22 protein-coding genes and 1 other RNA gene are annotated in these 25,258 nt (G+C 45.4%); 11 read left to right on the top strand and 12 right to left on the bottom strand.

Annotated elements, in window-relative coordinates:
- The first annotated feature begins 141 nt into the window (after positions 1-141).
- Positions 142-489, top strand: a complete 348-nt coding sequence (gene bamE / locus I2494_RS06890; RefSeq protein WP_218466346.1) for an outer membrane protein assembly factor BamE — start codon at positions 142-144, stop codon at positions 487-489.
- A 55-nt stretch (positions 490-544) separates the two neighbouring features.
- On the opposite strand, the gene I2494_RS06885 is transcribed toward bamE, so the two are convergent.
- Both I2494_RS06885 and I2494_RS06880 read right to left on the bottom strand, forming a co-directional pair.
- On the bottom strand, positions 545-829 hold the full coding sequence (locus tag I2494_RS06885; protein ID WP_218466345.1) for an RnfH family protein: 285 nt from the start codon (positions 827-829) through the stop codon (positions 545-547).
- Positions 822-1,256, bottom strand: a complete 435-nt coding sequence (locus I2494_RS06880) for an SRPBCC family protein (RefSeq protein WP_130592073.1) — start codon at positions 1,254-1,256, stop codon at positions 822-824. The genes I2494_RS06885 and I2494_RS06880 overlap by 8 nt, the downstream gene beginning before the upstream one ends.
- A gap of 238 nt (positions 1,257-1,494) precedes the next feature.
- Here I2494_RS06880 and smpB point away from each other — a divergent pair, with 238 nt between their 5' ends.
- Positions 1,495-1,977, top strand: coding sequence for an SsrA-binding protein SmpB (smpB, locus tag I2494_RS06875; protein ID WP_108900056.1), 483 nt, complete (start codon positions 1,495-1,497; stop codon positions 1,975-1,977).
- 89 nt (positions 1,978-2,066) lie between these two features.
- Here smpB and caiD read toward each other — a convergent pair whose 3' ends face one another.
- The 5 genes from caiD to caiT form a co-directional block, all read right to left on the bottom strand.
- Entirely contained in the window at positions 2,067-2,852 is a 786-nt protein-coding gene (caiD, locus tag I2494_RS06870) for a crotonobetainyl-CoA hydratase (RefSeq protein WP_218466344.1), read from the bottom strand.
- Positions 2,853-2,979: 127 nt separating this feature from the next.
- Positions 2,980-4,473, bottom strand: a complete 1,494-nt coding sequence (gene caiC / locus I2494_RS06865; RefSeq protein WP_407657873.1) for a crotonobetaine/carnitine-CoA ligase — start codon at positions 4,471-4,473, stop codon at positions 2,980-2,982.
- 141 nt (positions 4,474-4,614) lie between these two features.
- Positions 4,615-5,832, bottom strand: coding sequence for an L-carnitine CoA-transferase (gene caiB / locus I2494_RS06860; RefSeq protein ID WP_218466343.1), 1,218 nt, complete (start codon positions 5,830-5,832; stop codon positions 4,615-4,617).
- Positions 5,833-5,919: 87 nt separating this feature from the next.
- Positions 5,920-7,062, bottom strand: coding sequence for a crotonobetainyl-CoA dehydrogenase (gene caiA, locus I2494_RS06855; protein WP_218466342.1), 1,143 nt, complete (start codon positions 7,060-7,062; stop codon positions 5,920-5,922).
- Positions 7,063-7,096: 34 nt separating this feature from the next.
- Complete coding sequence (gene caiT, locus I2494_RS06850) at positions 7,097-8,626, bottom strand: L-carnitine/gamma-butyrobetaine antiporter (RefSeq protein WP_218466341.1); 1,530 nt, start codon at positions 8,624-8,626, stop codon at positions 7,097-7,099.
- A 678-nt stretch (positions 8,627-9,304) separates the two neighbouring features.
- Here caiT and fixA point away from each other — a divergent pair.
- The 5 genes from fixA to I2494_RS06825 all read left to right on the top strand — a co-directional run bounded on the left by fixA (position 9,305) and on the right by I2494_RS06825 (position 14,245).
- Positions 9,305-10,078 carry a putative electron transfer flavoprotein FixA gene (gene fixA, locus I2494_RS06845; protein WP_218466340.1) on the top strand — a complete coding sequence of 258 codons (774 nt, stop codon included), beginning with the start codon at positions 9,305-9,307 and terminating at the stop codon, positions 10,076-10,078.
- A gap of 12 nt (positions 10,079-10,090) precedes the next feature.
- Positions 10,091-11,032: an FAD-binding protein gene (locus I2494_RS06840; RefSeq protein ID WP_218466339.1), complete on the top strand. Its 942-nt coding sequence runs from the start codon at positions 10,091-10,093 to the stop codon at positions 11,030-11,032.
- Positions 11,033-11,086: 54 nt separating this feature from the next.
- Entirely contained in the window at positions 11,087-12,376 is a 1,290-nt protein-coding gene (gene fixC / locus I2494_RS06835; protein ID WP_218466338.1) for an FAD-dependent oxidoreductase FixC, read from the top strand.
- The gene (locus I2494_RS06830; protein WP_218466337.1) at positions 12,373-12,660 is read left to right on the top strand and encodes a 4Fe-4S dicluster domain-containing protein; all 288 of its coding nucleotides are present in this window, start codon (positions 12,373-12,375) and stop codon (positions 12,658-12,660) included. Before fixC ends, I2494_RS06830 begins: the two co-directional genes overlap by 4 nt.
- A gap of 268 nt (positions 12,661-12,928) precedes the next feature.
- The gene (locus I2494_RS06825; protein ID WP_218466336.1) at positions 12,929-14,245 is read left to right on the top strand and encodes an MFS transporter; all 1,317 of its coding nucleotides are present in this window, start codon (positions 12,929-12,931) and stop codon (positions 14,243-14,245) included.
- Positions 14,246-14,291: 46 nt separating this feature from the next.
- Here the strand turns inward: I2494_RS06825 and aes are convergent, their stop codons facing one another.
- On the bottom strand, positions 14,292-15,257 hold the full coding sequence (gene aes, locus I2494_RS06820) for an acetyl esterase (protein WP_218466335.1): 966 nt from the start codon (positions 15,255-15,257) through the stop codon (positions 14,292-14,294).
- A 471-nt stretch (positions 15,258-15,728) separates the two neighbouring features.
- Between aes and caiF the strand changes: the two genes are divergently transcribed.
- The 4 genes from caiF to I2494_RS06800 all read left to right on the top strand — a co-directional run bounded on the left by caiF (position 15,729) and on the right by I2494_RS06800 (position 18,543).
- Positions 15,729-16,130, top strand: coding sequence for a carnitine metabolism transcriptional regulator CaiF (gene caiF / locus I2494_RS06815; RefSeq protein ID WP_130592083.1), 402 nt, complete (start codon positions 15,729-15,731; stop codon positions 16,128-16,130).
- Positions 16,131-16,270: 140 nt separating this feature from the next.
- Positions 16,271-16,635, top strand: a transfer-messenger RNA (tmRNA) gene (ssrA, locus tag I2494_RS06810).
- A gap of 163 nt (positions 16,636-16,798) precedes the next feature.
- Complete coding sequence (locus I2494_RS06805; protein ID WP_218466334.1) at positions 16,799-17,998, top strand: integrase domain-containing protein; 1,200 nt, start codon at positions 16,799-16,801, stop codon at positions 17,996-17,998.
- Between the two features lie 113 nt (positions 17,999-18,111).
- Positions 18,112-18,543 (top strand): hypothetical protein, encoded by a 432-nt coding sequence (locus I2494_RS06800; RefSeq protein WP_228350862.1) that lies wholly within the window; start codon positions 18,112-18,114, stop codon positions 18,541-18,543.
- A 38-nt stretch (positions 18,544-18,581) separates the two neighbouring features.
- Here the strand turns inward: I2494_RS06800 and I2494_RS06795 are convergent, their stop codons facing one another.
- The 4 genes from I2494_RS06795 to I2494_RS06780 all read right to left on the bottom strand — a co-directional run bounded on the left by I2494_RS06795 (position 18,582) and on the right by I2494_RS06780 (position 25,246).
- Positions 18,582-19,145 carry a hypothetical protein gene (locus I2494_RS06795; protein WP_218466333.1) on the bottom strand — a complete coding sequence of 188 codons (564 nt, stop codon included), beginning with the start codon at positions 19,143-19,145 and terminating at the stop codon, positions 18,582-18,584.
- A gap of 118 nt (positions 19,146-19,263) precedes the next feature.
- Complete coding sequence (locus I2494_RS06790; RefSeq protein ID WP_218466332.1) at positions 19,264-21,174, bottom strand: UvrD-helicase domain-containing protein; 1,911 nt, start codon at positions 21,172-21,174, stop codon at positions 19,264-19,266.
- Entirely contained in the window at positions 21,161-23,458 is a 2,298-nt protein-coding gene (locus tag I2494_RS06785; RefSeq protein ID WP_218466331.1) for an AAA family ATPase, read from the bottom strand. The genes I2494_RS06790 and I2494_RS06785 overlap by 14 nt, the downstream gene beginning before the upstream one ends.
- A gap of 132 nt (positions 23,459-23,590) precedes the next feature.
- Entirely contained in the window at positions 23,591-25,246 is a 1,656-nt protein-coding gene (locus tag I2494_RS06780) for a hypothetical protein (RefSeq protein ID WP_218466330.1), read from the bottom strand.
- Positions 25,247-25,258 lie beyond the last annotated feature (12 nt).

The raw sequence follows: 25,258 nt of genomic DNA, 5'->3' as shown, positions 1-25,258 counted from the left end.
AATCAACACATATCTGAAGCATAAGAACAGATTTGCAGATAAAATTTTACTAAATGACCTCGATAAACAACCAGTAAAGGTTTCCAAATGTCGCAAGGTCTATTATCATCGACAGCCTATGTTCTAAAGGAAAGTACTATTATGCGCTGCAAATTGCTGACTGCCGCTGTGGTGGCTCTTGGGATTCTGGTAACCGGTTGTTCTACATTACAAAAAGTAGTTTACCGTCCGGATATCAATCAGGGTAATTTCTTAACGCCAGCTGACGTCTCCAAACTGCAAAAAGGCATGACCAAGCAGCAGGTGGCTTATATTTTAGGCACACCAATGTTGCAGGATCCATTTGGTTCCGACACTTGGTTCTATGTCTTCCGCCAGCAGCCAGGACACCAGGACGTGACACAACAAACGTTAACACTCACGTTTGACGGTGGCGGTTCACTAAGCGGTATCAATAACGATACTTCAATGATGAAGCAAGAAAACTAAGTAACACCAAACAGTTACTGGTACGAATGACATAAATAAGACGCCGAATGGCGTCTTATTTTTTTGATCGTTCCGCCCGCATCCGACGCAACTCTTTAGGATCGGCAATTAACGGACGATAAATTTCTACCCGATCGCCATCATGAACCGGATCGCTTAATTTAGCTCCACGGCTAAAAATACCCACCTTATTAACCTTCAGGTCGATCTCTTTACGCATTTCCAGAATGCCAGAGGCGATAATAGCCTGCTCTACGCTACTTCCTTCCGCTATAGTCAGATTTTTAACGTACTGTTGCTCAGGTAAGGCATAGACCACTTCAATATGAATGTCAGACACCGTAGACCTCTTTAGCTCTACGGGTGAATGCCTGCACCATATTTTGCGCTAAATCCTGAAAAATTCGGCCAAAAGCAATTTCAATCAGCTTACTGCTAAATTCAAACTCAAGATTAAACTCAATGCGACAGGCATCATCACCTAAAGGCGTAAACAACCAGCCCCCTTGCAGGGTACGAAATGGCCCATCCACCAGCTTCATATCAATAATGGAGTTTTCTACCATTTGATTACTGGTGGTAAAGGTTTTACGAATTCCCACTTTGGCGACATCTATCGATGCCGTCATGGTATTTTCCGTCTGCTCAAGTATGCGGCTGCTCACACAACCCGGTAAAAACTTCGGGTAAGAAAGCACATCGTTAGCCAGTTTATACATTTGCCCGGCGCTATAATTGACCAGTGCCGAACGTTTGATACGCTGCATAACATTTCCTAATCAATGGGTCTGAAAAGCGAGAAAAATTTTAACGGCGCAAATCATATCATCTAACCGGATTGTGACCAAAAACCTTATCGCCCCTCTCTATTCCTTAGAAAAAAATAAACCACAGACAACCATTCAGCCAATACACCGATATAATAGAACCGGATGGAAGAAAATTACCCGAGCAAAGGGCTTAGGGGATATCTTTCAAATCTGCATTAAGTATAATAAAAACATTATGACAAAGAAAAAAGCATACAAACCCGGTTCCGCAACCATTGCGATGAACAAACGAGCACGCCACGAATACTTCATCGAAGAAGAGATCGAGGCGGGTTTAGCCCTGCAAGGTTGGGAAGTAAAATCCATGCGTGCGGGCAAAGCCAATATCAGCGATAGCTATGTGGTATTCCGTGACGGTGAAGCCTATCTGTTTGGTGCCACCATTATTCCGCTTAACGTTGCCTCCTCACATATTGTTTGTGACCCAACCCGTACCCGTAAACTTCTGTTAAACAGAAAAGAGCTGGATAAGTTGTTTGGTCTGGCAAACCGCGATGGTTACACCATTGTTGCCCTTTCCATGTACTGGAAAAACGCCTGGAGCAAAATCAAAATCGGCGTGGCAAAAGGTAAGCAACTGCACGATAAGCGTACTGATATTAAAGATCGTGAATGGCAGTTAAATAAAGCGCGGATTATGAAGAACGCCAACCGCTAAGGGTTGGCGATGTTTTGTTAATGCAGCTTTCACCAACAGGATAAACATATAAGTGTGTATCCTGTTGGCAAATCACTTTCTGATCCTATTTACTTTCCTTTCCATACCGGATCACGTTTCTCAGCAAAGGCTTTTGGCCCTTCCAGCGCATCTTCTGAATGAAGAACTGACGGATAATTTTTCAGCTTGCCACTACGTATATGGCGATACCCCTCTTCCACCGACATTTCTCCGGTTTCACGATAGATCTCCTTAATCGCCGCCACGGCCAAAGGCGCACTGAGAGCCAGCTGATGAGCCAGCTCGCGAGCCGCCTCCATTAACTGTCCACTCTCTACTACCCGATTAACAATCCCCCAACGCAAGGCTTCCTCGGCATTCATCTGACGTCCGGTCATCATCATTTCGTTGGCAATGGCTGGTGGCAGTATTTTCGGCAGGCGCAGCATACCGCCGCTGTCGGGAACAATACCCAGTTTAGTTTCAGGAACCGCGAAACTGGCATTTTGAGAACAAATAATCATATCTGCCGCCAGCGCCAACTCAAAACCACCACCAAAAGCATAGCCATTTACCGCGGCGATCACCGGCTTATCCAGATTGAAAAGCTCCGTCAGCCCTGCAAATCCGCCTGGGCCGAAATCAGCATCGGGGGCTTCCCCTTCCGCGGCGGCTTTTAAGTCCCAGCCGGCAGAGAAGAAACGCTCACCGGCACCGGCAATAATTGCCACCCGCAGCTCAGGATCGTCACGAAACTGAATAAATACATCACCCATTTCAAAACTGGTTTTAGCATCGATGGCGTTAGCTTTAGGTCTGTCTAAAATAATCTCCAGAATGTGTCCATTCCGGCTTACGTGTAACGATTCGCTCATGTTAATACTCCATTGACTGGCAATTAATAACTTCACTGAGCTGATAATGGAGCGCAGCAAACCCAGACGACCTCAGAATAAATAGTCGTGTCGCCTGTACGCTCTGTTTATTATTTATTCAACACACTCAGTGCAGACCTTTTTTAATAATTTTTCCCGAGCAGCTTCTTGGTAAACTCTTCCTTATCTCCAGAAAGGATGGCACTTTAAATTTGGCCATATGACTTTCACAAAACGAGAAGAACTCCTCTTCTGTTATGGTTGCCCCTTCATTGAGCACCACGAATGCTTTAATCGCCTCATCCCGAATCGAATCCTTCAGGCCAATTACCGTGACATCCATGATTTTGGGATGAGTGGAAATAATATTCTCCAGCTCGACACAGGAAATATTTTCACCACTACGCTTAATCATGTTGCAGCTACGCTCAACGAAGTAGAAGAAACCTTCGTTATCGACATAGCCATAATCACCGGTACGCAGCCAGCCATCAGCACTCAGCGCTTTAGCTGTCTCTTCAGGCATACGGTAGTACTCTTTAAACAGGGTTTTGCCAGGAATGCCTTTAATGCAAATTTCCCCGGTAACATTAGCCCCCAGCAGCGTTCCATCCCGATCGCGGATCTGCACTTGATAGGCAAACCCGGCGCGACCAATGGATGGCCAGCGGCGTTTATCTCCCGGACGGTCACCAATGGCGCCAACGATAGTCTCTGTCATACCGTAAGAGGTGAATAGCCGAACGCCAAAACGCTGAACAAAAGCGTCTTTTTCCCGATCGGATATATTGAGATAAAACAGCACTTCACGCAGGCAGTGCTGCTTTTCCCATGGCATCTGCGGCTGCATCATCATGGTTTTGATCATCAGCGGTATACATTCGGTCACCGTCGCCCGGTACTTGCAGACCTGAGCCCAAAACGTACGCGCGCTGAATTTCTCCAGCAGTACAAAGGTCGCACCGGCGGAGAAAGCGGCCATCGCCGCGGTACACTGACAATCGATATGAAAGGCAGGCATTGGCGTCAGATAGACGTCATCCTGACGCAAAGCACACTGCCAGGAGGTATAGTAACCGGCAAACCTCAGGTTATAGTGAGTGATCACTACCCCCTTGGGACGAGAAGTTGTACCGGAGGTAAACAAGATTTCCGCCGTATCTTCAACATCGAGATCTTCCCAATGCATCAAATGAAGGGGCTGAACCTGCTGTAGATGATGAAAGTCCAGCACGTCGGATGAAGAGCGATCTTCTTCTACCGGATCAATCAACATCAGCCGCTGTATTGGCGCCAGCACCTCCTGCTGTATCTCCTGATACATGGTAATAAACTCGCTGCTGGTTACCACCATCGAAGCTTCACACTGATTAACGATATAGGCACTCTCATTTTTTAACAGGTTAGCGTTCACCGGCACCATCACCGCGCCGATTTTCGCCAACCCAAACCAGCAAAAGAAAAATTCAGCGCAATTATTGAGATGCAGAGCTATTTTGTCGCCTTTAGCTACCCCCAGCGAATGAAAGAGATTGGCGGTACGATTAATCTCCTCATTTAACTTCCGGTAGCTATATTCCAGCGCCAGCCCCTGAAGATTCTCTACAATCAATGCGGTCACCGTGCAGTTCCGCAAGGTCGTCCCACATTTGACGTAAATCTTGTCTACCTACTATATCCATTCCATACCTACCCAATATTGCTGCACGGTTGGTGGGGGTGCAATGACGGCAAAACTTTATTCAATGAATAACTAAAGGGGTTACCCCACCTTGGCCAGACCTTTAGTTACCAGTTGCTGAATGTCCGCCTCACTGTAGCCAACGTTGGCTAAAATGGCGGCAGTATCCATTCCCAGGGTTGGCATACCGCGCCAAATTTGCCCCGGATTATTCTTAAACTTCGGCATAACGTTTGGCCCTTTACAGTCCTGGCCATCAATGGTTTGCCAGTGGGTGATAGACTCACGGGCAACATACTGCGGATTGTCTTCTAACTCAGGAATGGTCAGCACTTTAGTCGAGGCGATTTTCAGTTCGGCAAAGCGAGCCAACACCTGAGCAATTGGTCTTTCGGCCAAAAACTCATCCAGTTTATCTTCAACAAACTGGCCTTTAGGGCATTCGATACGATGTATCAGTTGAGTATCTTCCGGGATTTCAGGCGTTCCCCACAGGTAATCAATACCCATATCCTTAAACATTTCCTGAATCTGGTTCACACCCACCAGCTCCATCACTATGTAGCCATCCTGGCATTTATACAGGCCACAGCCGGTATAATAAGGGTCTTTCCCTTTGGTCATACGCGGACAAATTTCGCCGCCGTTAAAGTAATCCATCATGAAGTACTGACCCATGCGCAACATAACTTCATACATTGCCACGTCGATACTTTCACCAACGCCAGTTTCACGCACCTTATGCAATGCGGCCAAGGTTGCCGTGGTTACCGTCATACCAGAGAAATAGTCCGCCGTATAAGGGAAAGCCGGCATCGGTTGATCTTTATCACCATTTTGAATCAGATAGCCGCTAAAAGCCTGCGCAATGGTGTTATAAGCAGCAAGATTGGTGTACTCCGGCGTACCGTACTGACCAAAACCGGAGAGGTGAGCAATCACCAGCTTTTCGTTATGTTCCCACAATACTTCATCCGTAATACCGCGACGGGCAAAAGCGGGCCCTTTACTGGCTTCAATGAAGATATCGGTGGTTTCAATTAGCTTCAAAAAAGCTTCCCGCCCTTCATCTTTAAAGATATTCAGTGACAGCGCGTGCAGGTTACGCCTTGAAAGCTGAGGGTAATTAGGTTGAATACGAATAGTATCGCCGTAGGTGACGTTTTCGATCCAGATAACTTCAGCCCCCCACTCGGCAAACATTTGTCCGGCAAAGGGACCGGCAATCTCAATTCCGGAAAAAACTACCCGTAAACCGGAAAGTGGGCCGAATGTGGGCATGGATAACCGTTCAGACATAATTATTAGCCTTTTGTATGGCACCAGTTCAGGAATGCTTCAGGTCAGCACTTCACCAAAAGCATCCCTGTTGTCTGGTGAAAGTGATTAACGATACTTTTTCAGTTCGGCACGGCCCAGAGTCAGAATCTGCATTTCATCTGAACCACCGGAAATACGGTCAACCCGCAGGTCACGCCAGAAGCGAGTGACCCGATGGTCTCCGGCAATACCAATACCACCCAGCACCTGCATGGCAGAATCCACCACTTCAAAGGCGGCGTTCGCACAATAGAATTTACACATTGCCGCATCGCCAGAGGTCATCAGGCCGTTATCGCTTTTCCAGGCTGATTCAAACAGCATATTTTTCATGGCGTTCAGTTTGATTGCCATATGAGCAAATTTTTCCTGAATCAGTTGGAAACGACCAATGGTTTCACCAAATTGCACCCGCTGGTTAGCGTACTTCGCCGCATCTTCATAGGCGCAGTAAGCGGTACCATAGTTGGTTAAAGCCACAATAAAACGTTCATGGTCGAACTCTTCTTTCACCCGGTTAAAACCGTTGCCTTCACGGCCAAACATGTCCTTCTCTTCCAGCTCGACGTTATCGAATACGATTTCGCAGCAGCTATCCATTCTCAACCCCAGCTTTTCCAGCTTGGAGGCTTTAACACCCGGCTTGCTCATATCAACAAACCATTCGGAATAAATTGGTTTATCCGGTGAGGCAGCATCCCGGGCCATCACCACGATATAAGGGGTGTAGGCGCTACTGGTGATAAAGCATTTGCTGCCGTTAAGGTACACTTTGCCATTCTTACGGATGTAGTTAGTTTGCAGACTGCCTACGTCAGAACCGGCGCCCGGTTCAGTAATGGCTGAGTTCCACATTTGTTTACCGGTACCCTGAAACGCCATAATCTTATCGATTTGTTCCTGTGTACCTTCGCGTAAAACGGTATTAAAACCGCCCGGCAGTTGATACAGCACATAAGTCGGTGCGCCTAAACGCCCGAGCTCAGCCCAAACCGCCGCCAGCGTAACGAACCCGGCATCCAGCCCACCGTGCTCTTCCGCCAGCAGCAGGCTATCCAGCCCCATCTCTGCCAGCGCTCTGACAAAGCGCTCAGGATACTCACTGTTACGGTCGCATTCGGCAAAGTAGGCTTCCCAGTTTTCCTGCGCCATCAAATCTCGAATACCGGCAACAAACAGCTCCTGTTCATCGGTCAATGTAAAATCCATAGGTAAGGCCTCTTCTGTTTTCTGTGTTAAAAGATCAATATTTCCAATGAGTCGCTTTGGCGTCTTTCAGGAAAGAGATGGTTATCATTATGTTGACGAAGAACAGCGGACATCCCCCGGCAATAATCGCTGTCTGAATCGGCTTCAGACCACCTAATGCCAGCAGGATAATGCCGATAATGCCTACCAGCACCGACCAACCCACACGCACCCAAACTGGTGGTTCATCGTAGCCATTGGCTTCTTTACAGGTCGACATAGCCAGTGTGTAAGAGCAGGCGTTAATCAGAGTGACCGTGGCGATAAAGCAGAGAATAAAGAATGCCCACATGGTGATCGTACTTAACGGCAATGCAGCCCAGGTTTGGATAATGGCTCTCGCCACACCGTGCTGTTCAATGATTTGTGGAATATTGATGGTTTGGTTATTGATGAGAGACAGAGTATTACTGCCCAAGATGGTCCACAGCAGCCAGGTAGACGCCGTCAGTCCACCAACCATCCCCAAACACAGTTGACGTACGCTACGTCCTTTAGAGATACGCGCCAGGAAGATACACATCTGGATGCCATAAACGATCCACCACGCCCAGTAGAATACTGTCCAGCCCTGAGGGAACCCACTTTTGCTGATCGCATCGGTATAAAACAGCATCCGACCCACATTCATCAGCAATACCCCAACCGAATCGGTGAAGTAGTTCACCGTAAAGCTGGTTGCACCAATGATAAATACCCAGGCCAGAATGATAATGCTCAAATAGTTACGCACGTCACTGGCAATCTTGATCCCTTTTTGCAGACCAAACGCAACGCAAATGGCGTTAAATATAATCCAACAGCCAATGATTAATGCATCCAGTTCCAACGTATGTGGAATGCCAAATAAGTACTGAATACATTCAGTGACCAACGGCGTAGCCAAGCCAAGGCTGGTTCCCATCGCCAGAATCAGCGCCACCAGATAGAGGTTATCCACCATGGTACCGATAATCCCTTTACAGCGTTTTTCTCCCAGTAGTGGTACTAAGGTTCCGCTTGGGCGCATCACATTGATTTTTCTTACAAACATGAAGTAGCCAAACGCGACTGCCAGGAAGCTATAGGTTGCCCACGGCAATGGCCCCCAGTGGAACAAACTATAAGCCAGACCAAGTTCTTTCGCCGGAGTAGAGAATGGTTCCAGACCAAATGGCGGAGAAGAAACGTAGTAATAAATCTCAATGGAGCCCCAAAACAGTACTGCGGCAGAAGTACAGGAGGCAAACATCATAAAAATCCAGCTCAGGGTACTGAACTCTGGCTTTTCATCCCCCAAAGTACGATGAGCGAATGGTCCAAAAATTAGCCAGAACCAGCCGCCGAACATCACTACCATGTACCATTCAAATGCCCATCCCCATTCATAGGTGATGTAGTTAAATACTGAGTTAATAACCGCGTTTGACGCTTCCAGATCGCGAACCGTCAAATAGCAAAGTATTGCTACAATAATTAGCGAAGGGAAAAAGACTTTGGGTTCTATACCCGTTTTCTTTTTTCCTGCTTCATTTTCAGTTTTCATTTTTGTATCTGCCCCATGAAATATTCTCCTCACAATGGCAATATTGAGAGCTACGTTTCTAAACAGAAACTATCCATGTCACCTTAAATAGGTGAACACACCCCGGCATAAATTTATCTTTTTAATTAAACTTCAGAATCAGAAACTCAAAACACAACACATTAAATATATAAATAGAATTCAGAGCATATTCCTTAATGCAGAAAGGTTAGATAATTAACATGGGGTTTATAATGAAATTTGAACGCTGAATAATCCGTGATCTTAATCAAGTTATGTCCCTGATTTCATTTCACCACAGACACTACCCGGAGATATTACACGATCGAAAAACAAAAAATACCATTTAAAATCAATCAAATAAAAAACAAAACCTCTACTTAAAAAGAGTTACATACCGAGGTGACACTTTCAATATTGGTGATCTACGTATTATTTTGACCCGATGAATCATGGTATTTCTATTGTCATCAGGATAATTTGATGCTGAGGAATGGATAAATAGAATATTAATTAATCATATTAGGTCTGGTGAACTATTTTACCGTTAATAACCACGTAAATTTTTAAACGGCCTCAAACATGCCGTTATATTATATTTTCCTTAATTTATATTTAGTTTCTAATTTGGGAAATACTTCACAATATTGAAAATTATATTGTCTAATCGGAGAAGTGATGAAAATAATTGCATGCTATAAACTCATTCCCGAGGAGCAGGATATTACCGTTAACGGTGATGGCACACTGAACCTCAGTAAAACAGATGCAAAAATCAGCCAATTCGACCTTAACGCTATTGAAGCTGCCTGCGCGCTAAAACAACAAAATAGCGATATTCATATTGTTGCCATGAGCACCGGCGGTGAAGCATTGGCAAATCCTAAAGGGCGTAAAGATGTTTTGTCACGCGGCCCGGATGAGCTGATTGTTGTCTCTGAGCCAGGGCTGGAGAATGCTCTGCCCCATCAAACCGCGGCCATTCTGGCTGCGGCAGCACAAAAATCGGGCTTCGATCTGATTCTGTGCGGCGATGGCTCTGCTGACCTTTATGCTCAACAGGTTGGCCTGCTGCTGGGTGAAGCGTTGGGTGTTAGCGCGATTAATGGCGTCAGCCGCATTATCAGCCTGTCCGATACGCAAATTCAGGTGGAACGCACGCTGGAGGATGAAGTAGAAACCTTAACGCTCAATCTGCCAGCGGTGGTTGCCGTCTCTACCGATATTAACGCACCACAAATTCCTTCCATGAAGGCGATCCTTGGCGCGGCAAAAAAACCGGTTCAGGCCTGGCAAACTACAGATTTAGGAATGAGTGATGTGAGCTCTTACACCACATTACTCAGCGTACTGGCTCCTCAACAGAAAGCGCGTGCTCGCGTGATCATTGAAGGCGATGGCGAAGAACAAATCGCCGAATTTGCAGAACACCTGCGTAAAGTAATCGGTTAATGAGGGGATGACATGAGCAAATTTTCAACTGTTTGGGTATTTAGCGATGCGGCATCCCGCCTGCCAGAATTGATGGGCGCAGCCCGTCAGCTTGGTGAAGACGTTCGCGTCATTGTTCAGGGCAATGAGCAGTCAGCTCAGGCTTTTCGCCTTGGCGCAGATGCCGCTTATGATTTAGCCGCCATCCCGGCAGATCGCATTATCGAAGACTATGCCGACACATTAGTACAAACCATTAAAAATCACGGTGCGGGCGCTCTGGTGCTGCTACCCGCTACCCGACGCTGCAAAGCGCTGGCGGCTCGGCTGGGTGCCCGTCTGGCTGCCGGTGTGGTTAATGACGCCAACGAACTGGTGTTGCAGGATGGTCACTTAGTGGCAACCCACATGGTGTATGGCGGGTTGGCGTTTGGTAAAGAACAAATTACCACACCTTATGCGGTAACCACGTTGAACAGCGGTGTGTTTGACGCTGCGCAGGAAGATGCATCCCGCAGTGGTAATGCTACACCGCTGGAGTTTGTCGCACCGAAAAATCCAATCATCTGCGTCTCCCGTAAGGTGAAGCAAAGTAACAGCGTCGATCTTGGTAAAGCACGTCTGGTGGTTAGCGTTGGTCGCGGTATCGGTAATCAGGCCAATATCTCTATTGCTGAAGCCCTCAGCCATGCCATGGGTGCCGAACTGGGCTGTTCACGTCCGGTGGCAGAAAACGAGAAGTGGATGGAACGGGAACGCTATGTCGGTATCTCCGGCATTATGATCAAGCCAGAGCTCTATCTGGCACTAGGTATTTCCGGTCAAATCCAACATATGGTTGGTGCTAATGGCGCTCAAATCATCATGGCGATCAACAAAGATAAAAACGCACCGATATTCCAGTATGCCGATTATGGTCTGGTCGGCGACCTGATGAAGATCGTTCCTGCGCTAACTGAGGCGTTAAAACGTTAACCAAAAAGCGCGGCCATTCAGCGCTGCGCTTTTTGTCGTCTACCTGGAGACACTATGTCCGAAGATATCTTTGATACCATTATCGTCGGTGCGGGGCTGGCAGGCTGCGTTTGCGCACTGGTGCTGGCGCGCGAAGGCGCTAACGTATTAGTTATTGAGCGCGGCAACTATGCCGGCGCCAAAAACGTTACCGGCGGTCGGCTGTATACCCACAGTCTGGAGCGCATTATTCCAGGCTTTGCCGAACAGGCTCCCGTTGAACGTCGGATTACTCACGAAAAGATCTCATTTCTTACCGATGACAGCGCCGTAACCCTTGATTACCATCGCGCCAGCGATGCCACACCGTTAAAAGACTCCTATTCTGTATTGCGTGCTCAATTCGACCCCTGGTTAATGGCTCAGGCAGAAGAAGCGGGAGCGCAGTTTATCTGTGGTATTCGCGTCGATAAGCTGGTTCAACGTGATGGTAAAGTGATTGGTGTTGAGGCGGATGGCGACGTGCTGGAAGCCCACACTGTCATCCTGGCTGAAGGGGTTAACGCTATTCTGGCTGAGCAAATTGGCATGGCGAAGCCGGTATCTCCTGCTTCCGTTGCCGTTGGCGTCAAAGAGCTGATTGAACTGCCGCAAGATCTGCTGGAAGCGCGCTTTAATCTGGAGAGTAATCAGGGGGCTGCATGGCTGTTTGCCGGTACCCCTTCCGATGGTCAAATGGGCGGAGGTTTCCTGTATACCAACCGCAATACTATCTCGCTGGGGCTGGTATATGGTTTGCACCACATTGAACAGGCAAACAAATCCGTACCGCAAATGCTGGAAGATTTTAAACATCACCCGGCAGTTCGACCGCTGATTGCTGGCGGCAAAACCATTGAGTATGCAGCGCATGTAGTACCGGAAGCAGGTATCAATATGATGCCAAAACTAATTGGTGATGGCGTTTTGATTGCCGGTGATACCGCAGGTATGTGCCTCAACCTTGGGTTTACTATTCGCGGTATGGATCTGGCTATCGCCTCCGGTGAAGCCGCTGCCCGTGCAGTGCTGGATGCCAAGGCTAAAAACGACTTTAGCGCACAAGGGCTAAGCAGCTATACCCAACATCTGGAAAACCTGTCGGTAATGCAAGATCTGCGTCACTACCGCAAGGTGCCAGCCATGATGGATAACCCACGTATGTTCACCCAGTACCCTCAAATGGCGGCCAACGTCATGGCGGATCTGTTCACCATTGACGGACAGCCACCACAACCGTTACGCAAAAAAATCATGCGCCATGCTAAAGAGGTTGGCTACCTGAACCTGTTTAAGGACGGTATTAAAGGAGTAACTGCGCTATGAGTGAACCAGTCAATATTGACGTAAAGCTGGGCATTAATAAGTTTCATGTGGACGAGGGTCATCCACACATCATTATTCGTGAACACCCAGATATGGCAGCATTTCGAACCCTGACCCTCGCCTGCCCTGCCGGGTTGTATAAACAGCTGGAAGATGGCTCGCTTCGTTTTGATTATGCCGGTTGTCTGGAATGTGGAACCTGCCGCATTCTATGTCGCCATTCCGTTTTGGAAGAGTGGACCTATCCGCGCGGTACCTTTGGGGTTGAATATCGTTACGGTTAAGGCCAATGCGGGGATGGATAGTATATCCATTTCCGCTCCTTATAAAATAAGAGATGAATAACGCTAAGTTTTAATCAGTTTTCAGAGGATATTCCGCCGGTAAAAACATCTTGCTTCAATTAACAGACTATCGGCTGGAATACCCTTTGTACTTAATATTGAAAAGCGTTGGGTCAGGCTTGCCCACCGGATTAAGGCGTCATCAATCTCAATAGCCTTTTAGTTATCAGTACATACTAAAACGCATAACAAAATGGCCTGATATTTTATGGAACAATATAAAAAATTCGATGACATTAGTTTTTCACCGATACACCGCAAAATTATGTTGTGGGGTAGCGGAGGCCCTTTTCTTGATGGCTATGTTCTGGTCATCATCGGTATTTCACTGGAACAACTTACCCCGGTTTTAAAACTGGACGCTAACTGGATAGGTTTAATCGGTGCCGCTACGCTGGTTGGCCTGTTTATTGGCACCGCCCTGTTCGGCTATATTGCCGATCTGGTTGGTCGCCGCCTGATGTTTTTAATTGATATTCTGGCCATCGGTTTGATTTCCGTAGCGACCATGTTTGTCTCATCGCCGCTGGAACTGGTGATAATGCGCTTTTTGATTGGCATTGTCATTGGGGCTGACTACCCCATAGCCACCTCAATGATTGCAGAATTCTCCAGCACCAAACAGCGCGCCTTTACCATGGGATTTATTGCCGCCATGTGGTATATCGGCGCGACGGCTGCCGATCTGGTGGGATATTTGCTCTACGATATGGAAAACGGCTGGCGCTGGATGTTAGGCAGCGCGGCCATTCCCTGCATTATCATTTTGTTAGGTCGCTTTGAACTGCCGGAATCACCCCGCTGGCTGATTCGCAAAGGCCGGGTGAAAGAGTGCCGGGAACTGATGTTTAAGCTGTTTGGCGAGCATGTGGTTTTCGAAGAGGAACAGGAACCAGAAACCCGCTACCGTCAGATTTTTACCCGCCGCCATTTCACGTCGTTACTGTTTGTCGCCATTATCTGGACTTGTCAGGTAATCCCAATGTTTGCCATTTATACCTTTGGCCCACAGATTATTACTCAGTTGGGTCTTAGCGAAGGGAAAGACGCGGTATTGGGCAATGTCGTCATCAGCCTGTTTTTTATGCTTGGCTGCCTCCCGGCCATGTACTGGCTAAACAGTATTGGCCGCAGGCCGTTACTGATTGGCAGTTTTACCATGATGACCATCGCACTGGCGCTGTTGGGTTTTGTTTCAGAACCCGGTATTCTGTTTATTATTATTGCCTTTGCCACTTATGCCTTTTTCTCCGGCGGCCCCGGGATCCTGCAATGGCTGTATCCTAATGAGTTATTTCCCACCGCTATTCGTGCCTCGGCGGTTGGTGCGGCCATGTCCCTGAGCCGCATCGGTACTATGATTTCCATCTATGGATTACCGCTGTTTATGCAACAGTATGGTATTTCTGCCACCATGCTGGTTGGTGCCGGCGTATCGTTGTTTGGTCTACTGGTGTCCGTAGTACTGGCTCCGGAAACTCGCGGCATGTCGCTGGAACAAACCAGCCAGATGAAACTTTACTAAGATATCCTGATGAGGTTGCCCAAACGGGCAACCTTCCGGAGACAGACTAATCGAGATGGCGACAAAAGTAGCCCGCGCCATCACGCAAAGCCTGATCGGCACTCTTCATCATGCGGGAATAGTGTAAAAAGGCGTGAAGGGTTCCGGCATACATCTGGTAGCAACAAGGTTGTTGATGTTCACGTAATGTTTGGTACAACGTTCGGCTATCATCAATTAACGGATCGAACTCTGCCCCAACAATAAAGCAAGGCGGAATATTTCGAGTTAAATCATTATTAAATATGCAGTAATAAGGTGATTCCTTATCCTGTTCAGTAGCCAGATAGGCCTGTTCATACTCTTCTAAATCTTTCTGAGTTAAGCCATCCCAACTGCCACCGTACAGGCGGCGGGTCATGGAGTCGCGTAAACCATACAGCCCATAGTAGAGCAGCACACCAGCAACACGACCACAATCGATAGCGCGATCCCGCAGCCACAGCGTAGTGGCGAATGACAACATCGCACCAGCAGAATCACCCGCAAAGCCGATCTGCTGCATGTTTAACTGATAATCCTCCGCGTGAGCATGAAAATATTGGCAAACGGCAACCGTTTCTTCAATCGCCTGCGGAAAACGCGCCTCGGGAGAAAGTGAATAATCGACTCCGATCACCGCACAGCCGGTGTAGTGCGCTAACAGACGCATAATGCGATCGTGAGTATCAAGATTACCGACAATAAAGCCACCACCGTGTAAATAAAACAGCGTGGCTCGAGTTGTGTGTTGTGGATAATATATTCGCGTTCCGGTTTCACCATATTTCGTAGCTATTTTTACTGATTGTGTTTCGACCATTTCTGGCCCTTCACTATTCCAATATTTACGCTCTTCAATATAACCCTGGCGAATAGTTCCATAATCTGAATTAGCGGGTTGAGGTTTGGCATTTTGTAATTGAAATTGCAATACATCGCGCATTTCCTGAGAAATACACTCAAGAACATTTATTTTATTTTCCGGCTTCATTTTATCCTCCAGGCAGATATTGATTAATTTTATTCGTTATCTGAAACCGAACTAAGATCCACCGCACAAAAAAAGTAATTTACTGAAATTTAAAATAAAATAAATTTTAAAGACCCTTAATTGATTTACATCCCACAGCCAAAAAAGCAAAAATCATTATTCTTTATCAATAAATGATAACGATCAAAAAATGTAGCCTGATCTTATTTTAATGTCACAAATAATCATTTTAAATTACGACCAAGACACCTTATTGAAACAATGAATTAACATTGTCAATTAATTGATATTTTTATAAAAAATAGCATAAAAACACATAGTTCTTTGAGGCATGATTAGGTATATTCAGAGAGATTGATAATTAAAAAGTTAAATATCAATACATCGTCGTGACATCTATTTATTGCACTAAAAAATAGATAAATGCTGGCAATATTATAGGTTAGTAGTCCTGATGAAATAGGTGAGAATATGTACAGACAGTATGTTCAAGAACCTTTATATCTTTCCGTCGCTCGCTGGGTAATGCAGCAAAGCCGCTGGATTAGCGCCACAGAAATTGCAGAGCACTTCGAGCTGACTCCGTGTAAAGCTATCAATACCGTGTCCTATATTCTTTCTGCGGTTGATGAGATAACCTGCAAAACCAAAAGCGTACCGAACCAACTGGAAGGTCGTGGCTGTCAGTGTCAGCGCCTGATTCAGGTGAGCCACATTGATGAAGTGATCACTACCCGCATCAAGAACGCGGTCAATAACGAAGCTGATAACGATCCGGTATCACGTTTAGATCCATCCTTACGCGTTCCCCCTCCGGAACTGAACCGGGAACAAAAATGGCAATGGATGCTCTCTAAAGGGCAGCGCAAGTAATCCTCCCTACTAATGGCCTGACGCTCATTTCCAATATGCTGTCAGGCCCCTCAGCTCAACCACTCTGCCTATAAAACCGGCAAACAGTTAAGTCGCTGGTGTGTGCAGGGATAAATCTGTTATAATCGTTCAATCAACTTGGGGCTGATTCTGGATTCGACGGGATTTGCGAAACCCAAGGTGCATGCCGAGGTGCGGTAGGCCTCGTTAATAAACCGCAAAAAAATAGTCGCAAACGACGAAAACTACGCACTAGCAGCTTAATAACCTGCTCAGAGCCCTCTCTCCCTAGCCTCCGCTCTTAGGACGGGGATCAAGAGAGGTCAAAACCAAAAGAGATCGTGTGGATGCCTTGCTTGGGGTTGAAGCATTAAAATTAATCAAGCTAGTCTGGTAGTGGCGTGTCTGTCCGCAGCTGCCAGGCGAATGTAAAGACCAGACTAAGCATGTAGTACCGACGGTGTAGAAATTTCGGACGCGGGTTCAACTCCCGCCAGCTCCACCAAATCTTGACTTAGTGACACGCACTAAACCCTAAAAAAGCTTTCAGAATCAACGCTAAAAGCTTTTTTTATGGCTTGTGATGTATAGTTATATTCGCTGACAATCATTGTTTTTAGTTATATAATTAGTTATATGCACACCATATAACTAAAGGACGTATAACTATGGCGCGTACAACTATACCGTTAACTGACACAAAAATTAAAACAGCCAAACCCACAGACAAAGAGTACACCCTACAAGACGGCAACGGCCTGTACTTGCTGATAAAACCTACTGGCTCCAAGATATGGCGATTTAACTACTATCGGCCAATCACCAAGAGGAGAACCCTTGTTAGTTTTGGTCGTTACCCCGCAGTAAGCCTCGCAGATGCCCGACAAAAAAGAGAAAACGCTAAAGAACTCCTCGCCAAAGGCATCGACCCGCAAGAACATAAGCAAGCCGAAGAACAACGACTCTTTGAAGAAAAAAACAATACTTTTGAAAAAATAGCCAGCGACTGGTTTAAAGTAAAATCCAAATCAAACCTGCAAGAAACCACCCTGAAAGATATCTGGCGATCCCTCGAACTACACGTCTTCCCTACCGTTGGCAATACCGCTATCACTGAACTTAAAGCACGTCACTTTATCACCGCATTGGAGCCATTAAAGGCACAGGGCAAGCTTGAATCAGTTAAGCGTGTAGCCCAACGTATTAATGAGATCATGTACTACGCGGTTAACGTTGGTTTCCTTGACGCTAACCCAGCGGCCAAAATCACTGCTGCATTTGAAAATCCAGTCGTCAAAAATCTACCAGCCTTACGACCTGAACAGCTACCAGAGCTAATGTCAGCCTTACAGGGCGTCAACATTGAGCGCCAGACTTATTGCTTACTACAATGGCAACTACTAACTATGACCCGCCCAGCAGAAGCTGCCGAAGTAACATGGGATGAAATAGACATCGATGATAAGCTTTGGACTATTCCCGCATCACGCATGAAAATGAAACGGGAACACATGATCCCGCTATCACCGCAGGCATTAACTATCCTTGAAATTATGAAGCCTATCAGTGGACACAGGGAGCACGTGTTTCCAAGCATGAAATCCCCCTACACCAAGCCAATGAACAGCCAGACGGTTAATGCTGCCATTAAGCGCGTAGGCTTTGCTGGGCGTTTAGTGGCTCACGGTTTCCGATCCATTGCATCAACAGCGTTAAACGAGAAAGGCTTTCTACCTGATGTGATTGAAGCAGCCCTAGCCCATATTGATAGCAATGAAGTTCGACGTGCTTATAACAGGGCTATCTACTTGGAACAGCGGCGTGAAATGATGGATTGGTGGGGGGAGTTTGTGGAAAAGGCTTCTTAGGAAAGCAATTAACAACAATTAGTTATAGCTAGACTCAAAAAGTAATATTCGATATTCTCAGAGGTTAAATCAATATAATAACCTCTGGCAAAAAACCACATGAAACCTAAATTTTGGAAATTATCTCAAGGATACGGAGTATTCAACTTCGAAGATCTACTTACGTCGATGAAGAACGTTTAGTCTACGTACATCGAGATACCGCCGCAAAAGGACGCTCTGATACTCCTCAAGGGGAAAACTTTATCAACGCAAACATTGGTGATTATTTTTATTTAACTCATGGCAATGTTGGTGGTATATATCTTCTTGGTCAATTTACAGGCCCAGCTAACTATTTTTCATATGAACCAGGCTGGATAGACAGGCCCTTTCGAATCATTGCACGTGCGAGCCATCAAAACCCTTATGCTGGGCCTGAAAAGTGGTGGACACCAAACCATAATTCAACTTTTGTACAAATTCCTCAAGATGAAATGGCTCTTTTCGAAGAAACAATCCTACAACCATATTTTGAGATTAGTCTTGAAGAATATAGGCTTTAAACCTTGGTACTGTTTCTAAACTAGCTTTATTTAGAGCATTATCTTTTCGTAGAATTAGCACAATATTTCTGAAGGAATTTATAATTTTCTTCAAACTTAGGAAGGTCTTTCCCAACAGTTAACTGCTTAGGTAACATTCCTGTAGCATCATTAACCACTTCAAATGTTATGGATTTATGCTTACGATCTTCATCAACTAGTTTCAGTGTTGCTACAACAGGGCTTTTATCTATAGAACCATTAACAAGTTGCCTAATGTAAAAATTTCTAGAAAAAACAAAATCTTTAAGGGATGGGCTATTACTAGTCAGAGATATATGCCACGTAAATGGCATGGCATCACATAATGTTTCAGAGATGATTTCCCCATCAATAGAGCCATCCTCATCAACAACCAATTGTATTGTCACAATTGGTTGTGATTTGTCTAGTCCAAGATCTCGGCTATTAATTACGTACTCTGCATCAGTAGACCATTTCCCTGTTAGAAATTCCTTTTGATAAAGAGCTTCGTTCAACTCGCTCCTGTAAGGAAGATAGAGTCCTACAGCTGCGATTATCACACCTAATATTGTACATAATGCAGTGATACGTTTTGCCATTTATCTTTTCCTCTATTTATCCATTTATTTTTAAAAAGCTATATTTTCCTTATAGCTTTACCAAGTAATCACCCACAGCAACAGTTCAAAGCGTTCAAGCCGTAAAGCGAAAACTTTGTCATATTCGCTCAATTTCGCCGACATCAAACCATTTGTTACGAATTGCAGCAGCGATCAGAGCGTCAGGATTTTCAGTATAAGCGACCAGAGCTAAGCTTTTTTCTGCGCGAGTACAAGTGACATACAAAAGGCGACGTGTGCGAGCAACACCGCCATCCGTAGCATCATAAAGATGCTTACGGTCTACATCCGACAGAGGCTTGGCTTCGAAGAGCTTATCGTATGAAAACAAAAATCCACGCGCATCGCTGTCATCTAGAATGACTAAAACACGCTCAAACTCAAGGCCTTTCACCCCCTGATGTGTCCCGAACGCTCCACGATCACTGACATACTCTGAGAATGAGGTTGTTTGGTTGTAAGGTGTTTCTAAAAATGCTCTCCAAGCTTCAAGGCTAGCGGGTGATTTTTCTATTGACTCATCACTACCCGATTCGTCGTCATCAATTACCAGCCCGTTCTCTGCCATCATAGGTTCACTGAGAACAAATGGATGCAGTGCCGTTGGAATCTCAAAAAGTTGATGCTCTGCTACACATTTCAATACTGAGAGAAAAGTGGTGGTGGATTGCTCAGGGTTGAGAGCAAGTAATGCATCCACTCCGAAGCGTATGGACTGTAACGGATCTTCCGGGGTCGAAGTGTGGATAATAGCTGACCGCTTAAGAAGCGGAGAGGTTGCCCGCAAATGAGCCATAACTGCAAACTTGTCTCCTGCACGCGCCATTGCTATGAGTGGGGCAACCCGCTCCGTGAACAGTCTCAGGCCTGCAAGCTCTCCGGTTCGTAGCCCCGTAGACAAGCGTGAATCCCGAGCCAATGCTTGGAACATATCAAGGAAGCCACATCTAGATGCCGCCATATGATGTTCAAGAGTGAGCGCTTTGATCATTGCTTCGTTGCGCCAATCAGAGTCGCTACATATATCGGCCATTCGCTCACAGACACGTTGCTCAAATCCTGGTTTATCGGAGATATTATTAGGTGCGACGAAAAGGCGGACGAAACCAACCTCGCTGTCGTCACGCGCAATTTGGTTTTGGCTATCAATAGATGCTCGCAACACATTACCGAGTGCGATGACACGCTGAGGCGAGCGATGATTTAGCCGCTTGACTGGACGAGCCCAATCGACTGGAACGAGACGTTCCAGCTCAGGGTGTCCATCAAGGTAAATACGCTGCATAGTGTCACCAAACAGCCCTATACCAAATTTGCCATTGTTCATAGCCTCTAGTCTAAAGAATGCTTCAAGTAATTCTTTGTTCGTATCTTGGCTCTCGTCGATGAGCAGAAAAGGATATTTGTTGACGAGAACAGCCTGCATTGATGGCTTCGTCTCAATGAATGAAGCCGTAATCTTCAGAACCTCGGAATGGGACAGTGAGTCCTTCCCATAGTTGTCACCATTAGGGTTATAGGTGAAACGCCTTGGGACACTAAGCCATTCGAGACGTCGCATTGTTGAGGCAATGGCACGTTCACGATCTATCGCCGCCTTGGTGTTGGCGCGTCCTTTCGCTTGCTTCTCGTGCAGTTCAGCGAGATCAGCCGGAAGTGTGTCGAGCAACCACGCTTGGATATCATTATGGTAAGTTTCGATATGCCGCCAACAGAAACTATGGATCGTCGAAATCGGAAACAGGGGATCTTCTCCAACACGCTCAGCGATTTCATCAGCTGCCGCATTCGTATACGTGATCACCGCGATTTTCTTGCCCAAGCGTCGGAACAACGCCCCATGTTCTGCACGAAATGTATCAAGCGCATTTTTCAGTGAACGTGTTTTTCCTGAGCCAGCACTCGCATACAGAAAAAAGCTTCTAGGGGTTGAGGGATTCAGGCAGGCGCGAATTTGTGCATCAGCGCCGTCATCAAAGTTAGATGGTGCTGTCTCAATCTTCATCATGAACAGCTTCCTCCTTGATTTCACTATCCGCGATGTCTTTGCCAACGGCTCTTTCAAACCATTTAAGGCCGTCTGCGATATAGCTTGGAGGCATCAATGTTTTAGGATCTTCAAGCATCAAACAATCGAGCGCAAACGCTGCTTTTTCGGCTGTCTTTAGCAAATCGAATAGTTCATCTTCAAGATCGTCGCTCGAAAGGTTCTGCGCAACAATATCACGGATATTGGCTGATGTGACTGAACCTTCGACCTTTGCCATAGTGACAAGATTTTCTATGATCAGAGCATCTTCAAATGTCCGAGGTATAATCATAGCATTGCCATTACGCGGGTCTTTAACTGGCTTTTGGTAGGCAACATAGAGTTCATAGTCACCGCCTGCCGAGGAGGAATGCGCTTCTGGCGGCAGAGTAATTAACTCGTCGATTAGCTCCTTCTGAGGGTGCCACTTTTTAAGCACTGAGTTCGCTGTTTTTTGCTCTTTACCTTGTTCAGGACGAGTTGACTTCCAACGCGTCGTTTCATTGCCATTCTTATCGGTTAATTTGGTCAAAATCGTCGCGTCAAGATCGCTTATAATTAACGTAGCAATCCCAAGTACATCAACTAGGTCGCGAAAACTATGTGCGTGGCTACCACCTAGTTCAAGTAATGTGACATAACGCCGTGACAGCTCAGGGAAGTGATGGCGGATGAAATGAGGCACGAGAATGCGCTCAGCCTGCCCCTCAACGAATATAACCCCATCCGCGAAAAAGAGGTCACAGTGCGTAGCCTTAAGGTATCGCTTCACGAAGCGCTTCGTATCGTCGCCATCACCGAAAATATATGAAAGATTGGCAACCGTTGTTGTCGGTGTTTCTCCCTTATTCGCAGCCAAGCGACGACGGAAATACCGCAAGTTGGCAAAATCTGCTTCATGCGCGACATGGCTAGAATGAGTGCTGACAATCAGTTGGGTACAATAGGTATTCTTGTCACCAAGGTCGTTGTGTTTCCTGAGAAGATTGTACGCTTTGTTGATGAAAACCTGCTGAACCTGTGCATGAAGGTGCGCCTCCGGTTCTTCGACAAATACGAGATGTAAAGGCTGAATCTCATGCGATACGTCAGTACCTTCTATAATGCCAGCTTTTTCAACTCGCATCCATTCGTCACGAAATCCCATCAGCATGAATACCATAGCAATCAAGTTTTGATAGCCAAGGCCGGAATAGTCTTCTGGAAGCTTAAGAGTCTTGGTGCCATCGCCGGAAGGGTCAGCGACTTGATACTGCACTGAAGAACCATGTTTTAGTCCGTCCGTAGCACGAAGAAGCGTTGAAATTTTGAGCTTAGGATTGTTCATGCCGGGATACCCCAGATCTTCAAGCTCTTCAAAAGCAGCAGAGAATCCGGCTTCTAGGCGAGCATCAAAGCTTCGTTCGGCTGCCTGAATTGCTCCCAAAGCCTCATAATCCTTTTCCGAAGGTGTTTTCGATGGATCGAGATGGCGATCATAATAAGAGCGGAGCTGGTCAGAAAGTCGGCGTTTGAACCGGCGAGTTGCAGCCTCATTTTTATTTTCGTCATAATCATTTCCTCCTGCATCGGCGAAGTCACGTTGTGCGGCAATTTCATCAATTTTAATGAGATTCTTAAATGGAGGATGGTCGAACGCAAGCACACCTACAGGTAGCGTTTGTGGCGTAGCAAGGCCATCCTTGCTTGGCCGAGTGACAGAGCAGGGATCAAGAGGGTAAGCTAAGAGTTCAAGATGTGTCCGTAACCGACGTTCTAGAAAGTCAGTCAGACTACCCGGCCACAACGCGATCTTGATTCTTTCACCATTTGGACCGGAAATCGAAGCATCCCGTGCAGCTGCACGCTGTGTAAGATACTCGGCCTTAAGTTTATCGAGGTCTTTGATTCGAAAAGAAAGTCGCACACCTAACAAACCACCGGACCAATCCAGTGTTGGAAGAATATGAACAACATGCTGAATTTCGCTGATAGGAACATCGAGCCACACATCAAGTGAAGGAAGAAGTGCATTAAGATCTACAGTTGGTTCTCTATCAACCTCCCACTCATCACCTAAGAGGTCAATTTTTGTCCAGTTGGCAATTGTTATATCACGTAGGGCTAGACGGCTTGGAGAAAGTAGAAAAATGCGTAGCGCCAACATTGCCGAAGTTTTGCCACTATTGTTTGCACCAACAAGAATTGTCGTCTTCTTGTCAAAGTCTAAATGCATAGACTTTAGCTTTCGAAAATTTGTAATTTCGACAAATTTTATTCGCATACAACCCCCTCCTTAGCACATACTCAACCATTAAAAATATCGGATATTGAACTCTTAAATCTGAGCCGACGATCAATCCAGAACAGCAAAGACGTCAGATTAAGCACGAATCAATGCCACTAATGTAAAAAATCACTCATCTTTATTTATCATCCAAACGACCATTACAATAGATAATATTAAAGCTCCTGAAATGCCAAATGACAAAATTGGCGTTACTACCTTACTCAATTTTGGCCATATTTCCTGAATAAAAGGATGAACAACAAATTCGGCCAAAGTTGCAGCACCTACTAAGCCAAAAACAAAAGTTAGCCAGCGATCTCTACGATTTCGAATTGAGTCAGACTTATACCTTAGTTCCTCAAGATGATACCTAGCAGCTTCTTTTGCTGAAGGAATTAAACTTGCTGTACCAAATTCATTAATGATATATGAAAGGGCCGCCGACACCTCACCAGCTTGGCTACTATGGTGAGTCAGTCTTTCTGAGTTTACGAGTGTTTCATAAGCATGAAATAAATGAATATCTGATAGAGGGTCATGCGCCCAAGAACATGCTCGAGCAATCCGCATATTATAGTATTCTATTTGTTCTGCTCTTGCCTGATTTTCAAATATTTTCCCACGAGTATGAGGTTCATCCCATACATTGTCAGAATCACCATCAGATCTTAACCATGTCCAAAGAAGAGCTGACCTTTGAGCATGCAAACAATAATCGTCAAACATTCTTAAATCTATCGGTAAGTCAGGAGTTTGCCCTCTGAAATTGGCTCTAAGCAAAATTTTTGACATTGAGGATGAAAATTGTTTAATGAGATCATTTTTATTTTGTGGCTGATTATCAAAACGAAGTAAGCATATAGATGGACGTCCCTCCCACATATATTTTCTAAAATCATTATTTTTAGACCTTTGCCCAAAAACCAAAATATTACTAACAGCATTACTGTATATTGAACGGCATAAATCTAATGTAGATTCCCAAGAGTCATCATTTTTTGAACCAGCGATTTCATGCAATGACCAATCGTTACCGCCAAGATGGAATTTTTTACCATCAATTTGGAAAGCATCATTAATTACTCTTTGACTGTCTTTCTTCATCTCTTTTATTGTTTTTTTTACTTCCTTATTCTTGATATATTCCCCAGCAACTGAAAATGTGTCTTCAAATGCATTTATCAACACGACATCTGCATCTAATGTCTGAATTTTTGAATCAACCCATATAGATTTAAAATATATTTGAAAAATATTTACAACGCGGGCTATAAATTCGTTTTCATCTATTCCCTCCCAAGTAGCATCAAATTGAAAACTAAGTATCGCAATTCCACTTTTATAAATTTTTACTGAAGAAAATAAAGATATTTCATTATCTTCATCCTCCAATACTAAAGGAGGCAGTGATGCTCGCAGGTATAAATCATTATTAAGTGAAATTCTATTTTCATGAAATAAAACCTCGAAAAAACCAATTGCATCTGCTGCAACAGATCGAGGCATTTTCTGATTAAATTCTAACTCCCAACTCGAATCCCATTGTCTACCCTCTGGCTTTAAAAACTCTACTTGTGTATTACCCAAATCATCAAGGTATACACATTTAAAATCCGAAAAGAAAACTGACTTAGCAATACCTGTTTTCAATAGCTTTCCAGCTGTTTTCAATAAATCAATATTTGATGATTCGAATCCTAAGGTGTAGTTATAAAATACATTTGACTGGTTGATCTTTAATTCTTTCGAAGGCTTATTAAATTTTAATAAATTCAATAACATAGAAACCCATCC

Origin of the sequence: Limnobaculum allomyrinae, assembly GCF_016649425.1 — a bacterium.
Lineage (GTDB): Bacteria > Pseudomonadota > Gammaproteobacteria > Enterobacterales > Enterobacteriaceae > Limnobaculum > Limnobaculum allomyrinae.
Note: the sequence above shows the minus strand (reverse complement) of the source record. Positions and strands in the feature narration are given on the sequence as shown.

Excerpts from the sequence above, each read along its gene's own strand:
- bamE (WP_218466346.1), top strand. The coding sequence starts at position 142 with ATGCGCTGCAAATTGCTGACTGCCGCTGTGGTGGCTCTTGGGATTCTG.
- I2494_RS06880 (WP_130592073.1), bottom strand. The coding sequence starts at position 1,256 with ATGCAGCGTATCAAACGTTCGGCACTGGTCAATTATAGCGCCGGGCAA.
- smpB (WP_108900056.1), top strand. The coding sequence starts at position 1,495 with ATGACAAAGAAAAAAGCATACAAACCCGGTTCCGCAACCATTGCGATG.
- caiD (WP_218466344.1), bottom strand. The coding sequence starts at position 2,852 with ATGAGCGAATCGTTACACGTAAGCCGGAATGGACACATTCTGGAGATT.
- caiB (WP_218466343.1), bottom strand. The coding sequence starts at position 5,832 with ATGTCTGAACGGTTATCCATGCCCACATTCGGCCCACTTTCCGGTTTA.
- caiA (WP_218466342.1), bottom strand. The coding sequence starts at position 7,062 with ATGGATTTTACATTGACCGATGAACAGGAGCTGTTTGTTGCCGGTATT.
- caiT (WP_218466341.1), bottom strand. The coding sequence starts at position 8,626 with ATGAAAACTGAAAATGAAGCAGGAAAAAAGAAAACGGGTATAGAACCC.
- fixA (WP_218466340.1), top strand. The coding sequence starts at position 9,305 with ATGAAAATAATTGCATGCTATAAACTCATTCCCGAGGAGCAGGATATT.
- I2494_RS06840 (WP_218466339.1), top strand. The coding sequence starts at position 10,091 with ATGAGCAAATTTTCAACTGTTTGGGTATTTAGCGATGCGGCATCCCGC.
- fixC (WP_218466338.1), top strand. The coding sequence starts at position 11,087 with ATGTCCGAAGATATCTTTGATACCATTATCGTCGGTGCGGGGCTGGCA.
- I2494_RS06830 (WP_218466337.1), top strand. The coding sequence starts at position 12,373 with ATGAGTGAACCAGTCAATATTGACGTAAAGCTGGGCATTAATAAGTTT.
- I2494_RS06825 (WP_218466336.1), top strand. The coding sequence starts at position 12,929 with ATGGAACAATATAAAAAATTCGATGACATTAGTTTTTCACCGATACAC.
- aes (WP_218466335.1), bottom strand. The coding sequence starts at position 15,257 with ATGAAGCCGGAAAATAAAATAAATGTTCTTGAGTGTATTTCTCAGGAA.
- caiF (WP_130592083.1), top strand. The coding sequence starts at position 15,729 with ATGTACAGACAGTATGTTCAAGAACCTTTATATCTTTCCGTCGCTCGC.
- I2494_RS06805 (WP_218466334.1), top strand. The coding sequence starts at position 16,799 with ATGGCGCGTACAACTATACCGTTAACTGACACAAAAATTAAAACAGCC.
- I2494_RS06795 (WP_218466333.1), bottom strand. The coding sequence starts at position 19,145 with ATGGCAAAACGTATCACTGCATTATGTACAATATTAGGTGTGATAATC.
- I2494_RS06790 (WP_218466332.1), bottom strand. The coding sequence starts at position 21,174 with ATGATGAAGATTGAGACAGCACCATCTAACTTTGATGACGGCGCTGAT.
- I2494_RS06785 (WP_218466331.1), bottom strand. The coding sequence starts at position 23,458 with ATGCGAATAAAATTTGTCGAAATTACAAATTTTCGAAAGCTAAAGTCT.
- I2494_RS06780 (WP_218466330.1), bottom strand. The coding sequence starts at position 25,246 with ATGTTATTGAATTTATTAAAATTTAATAAGCCTTCGAAAGAATTAAAG.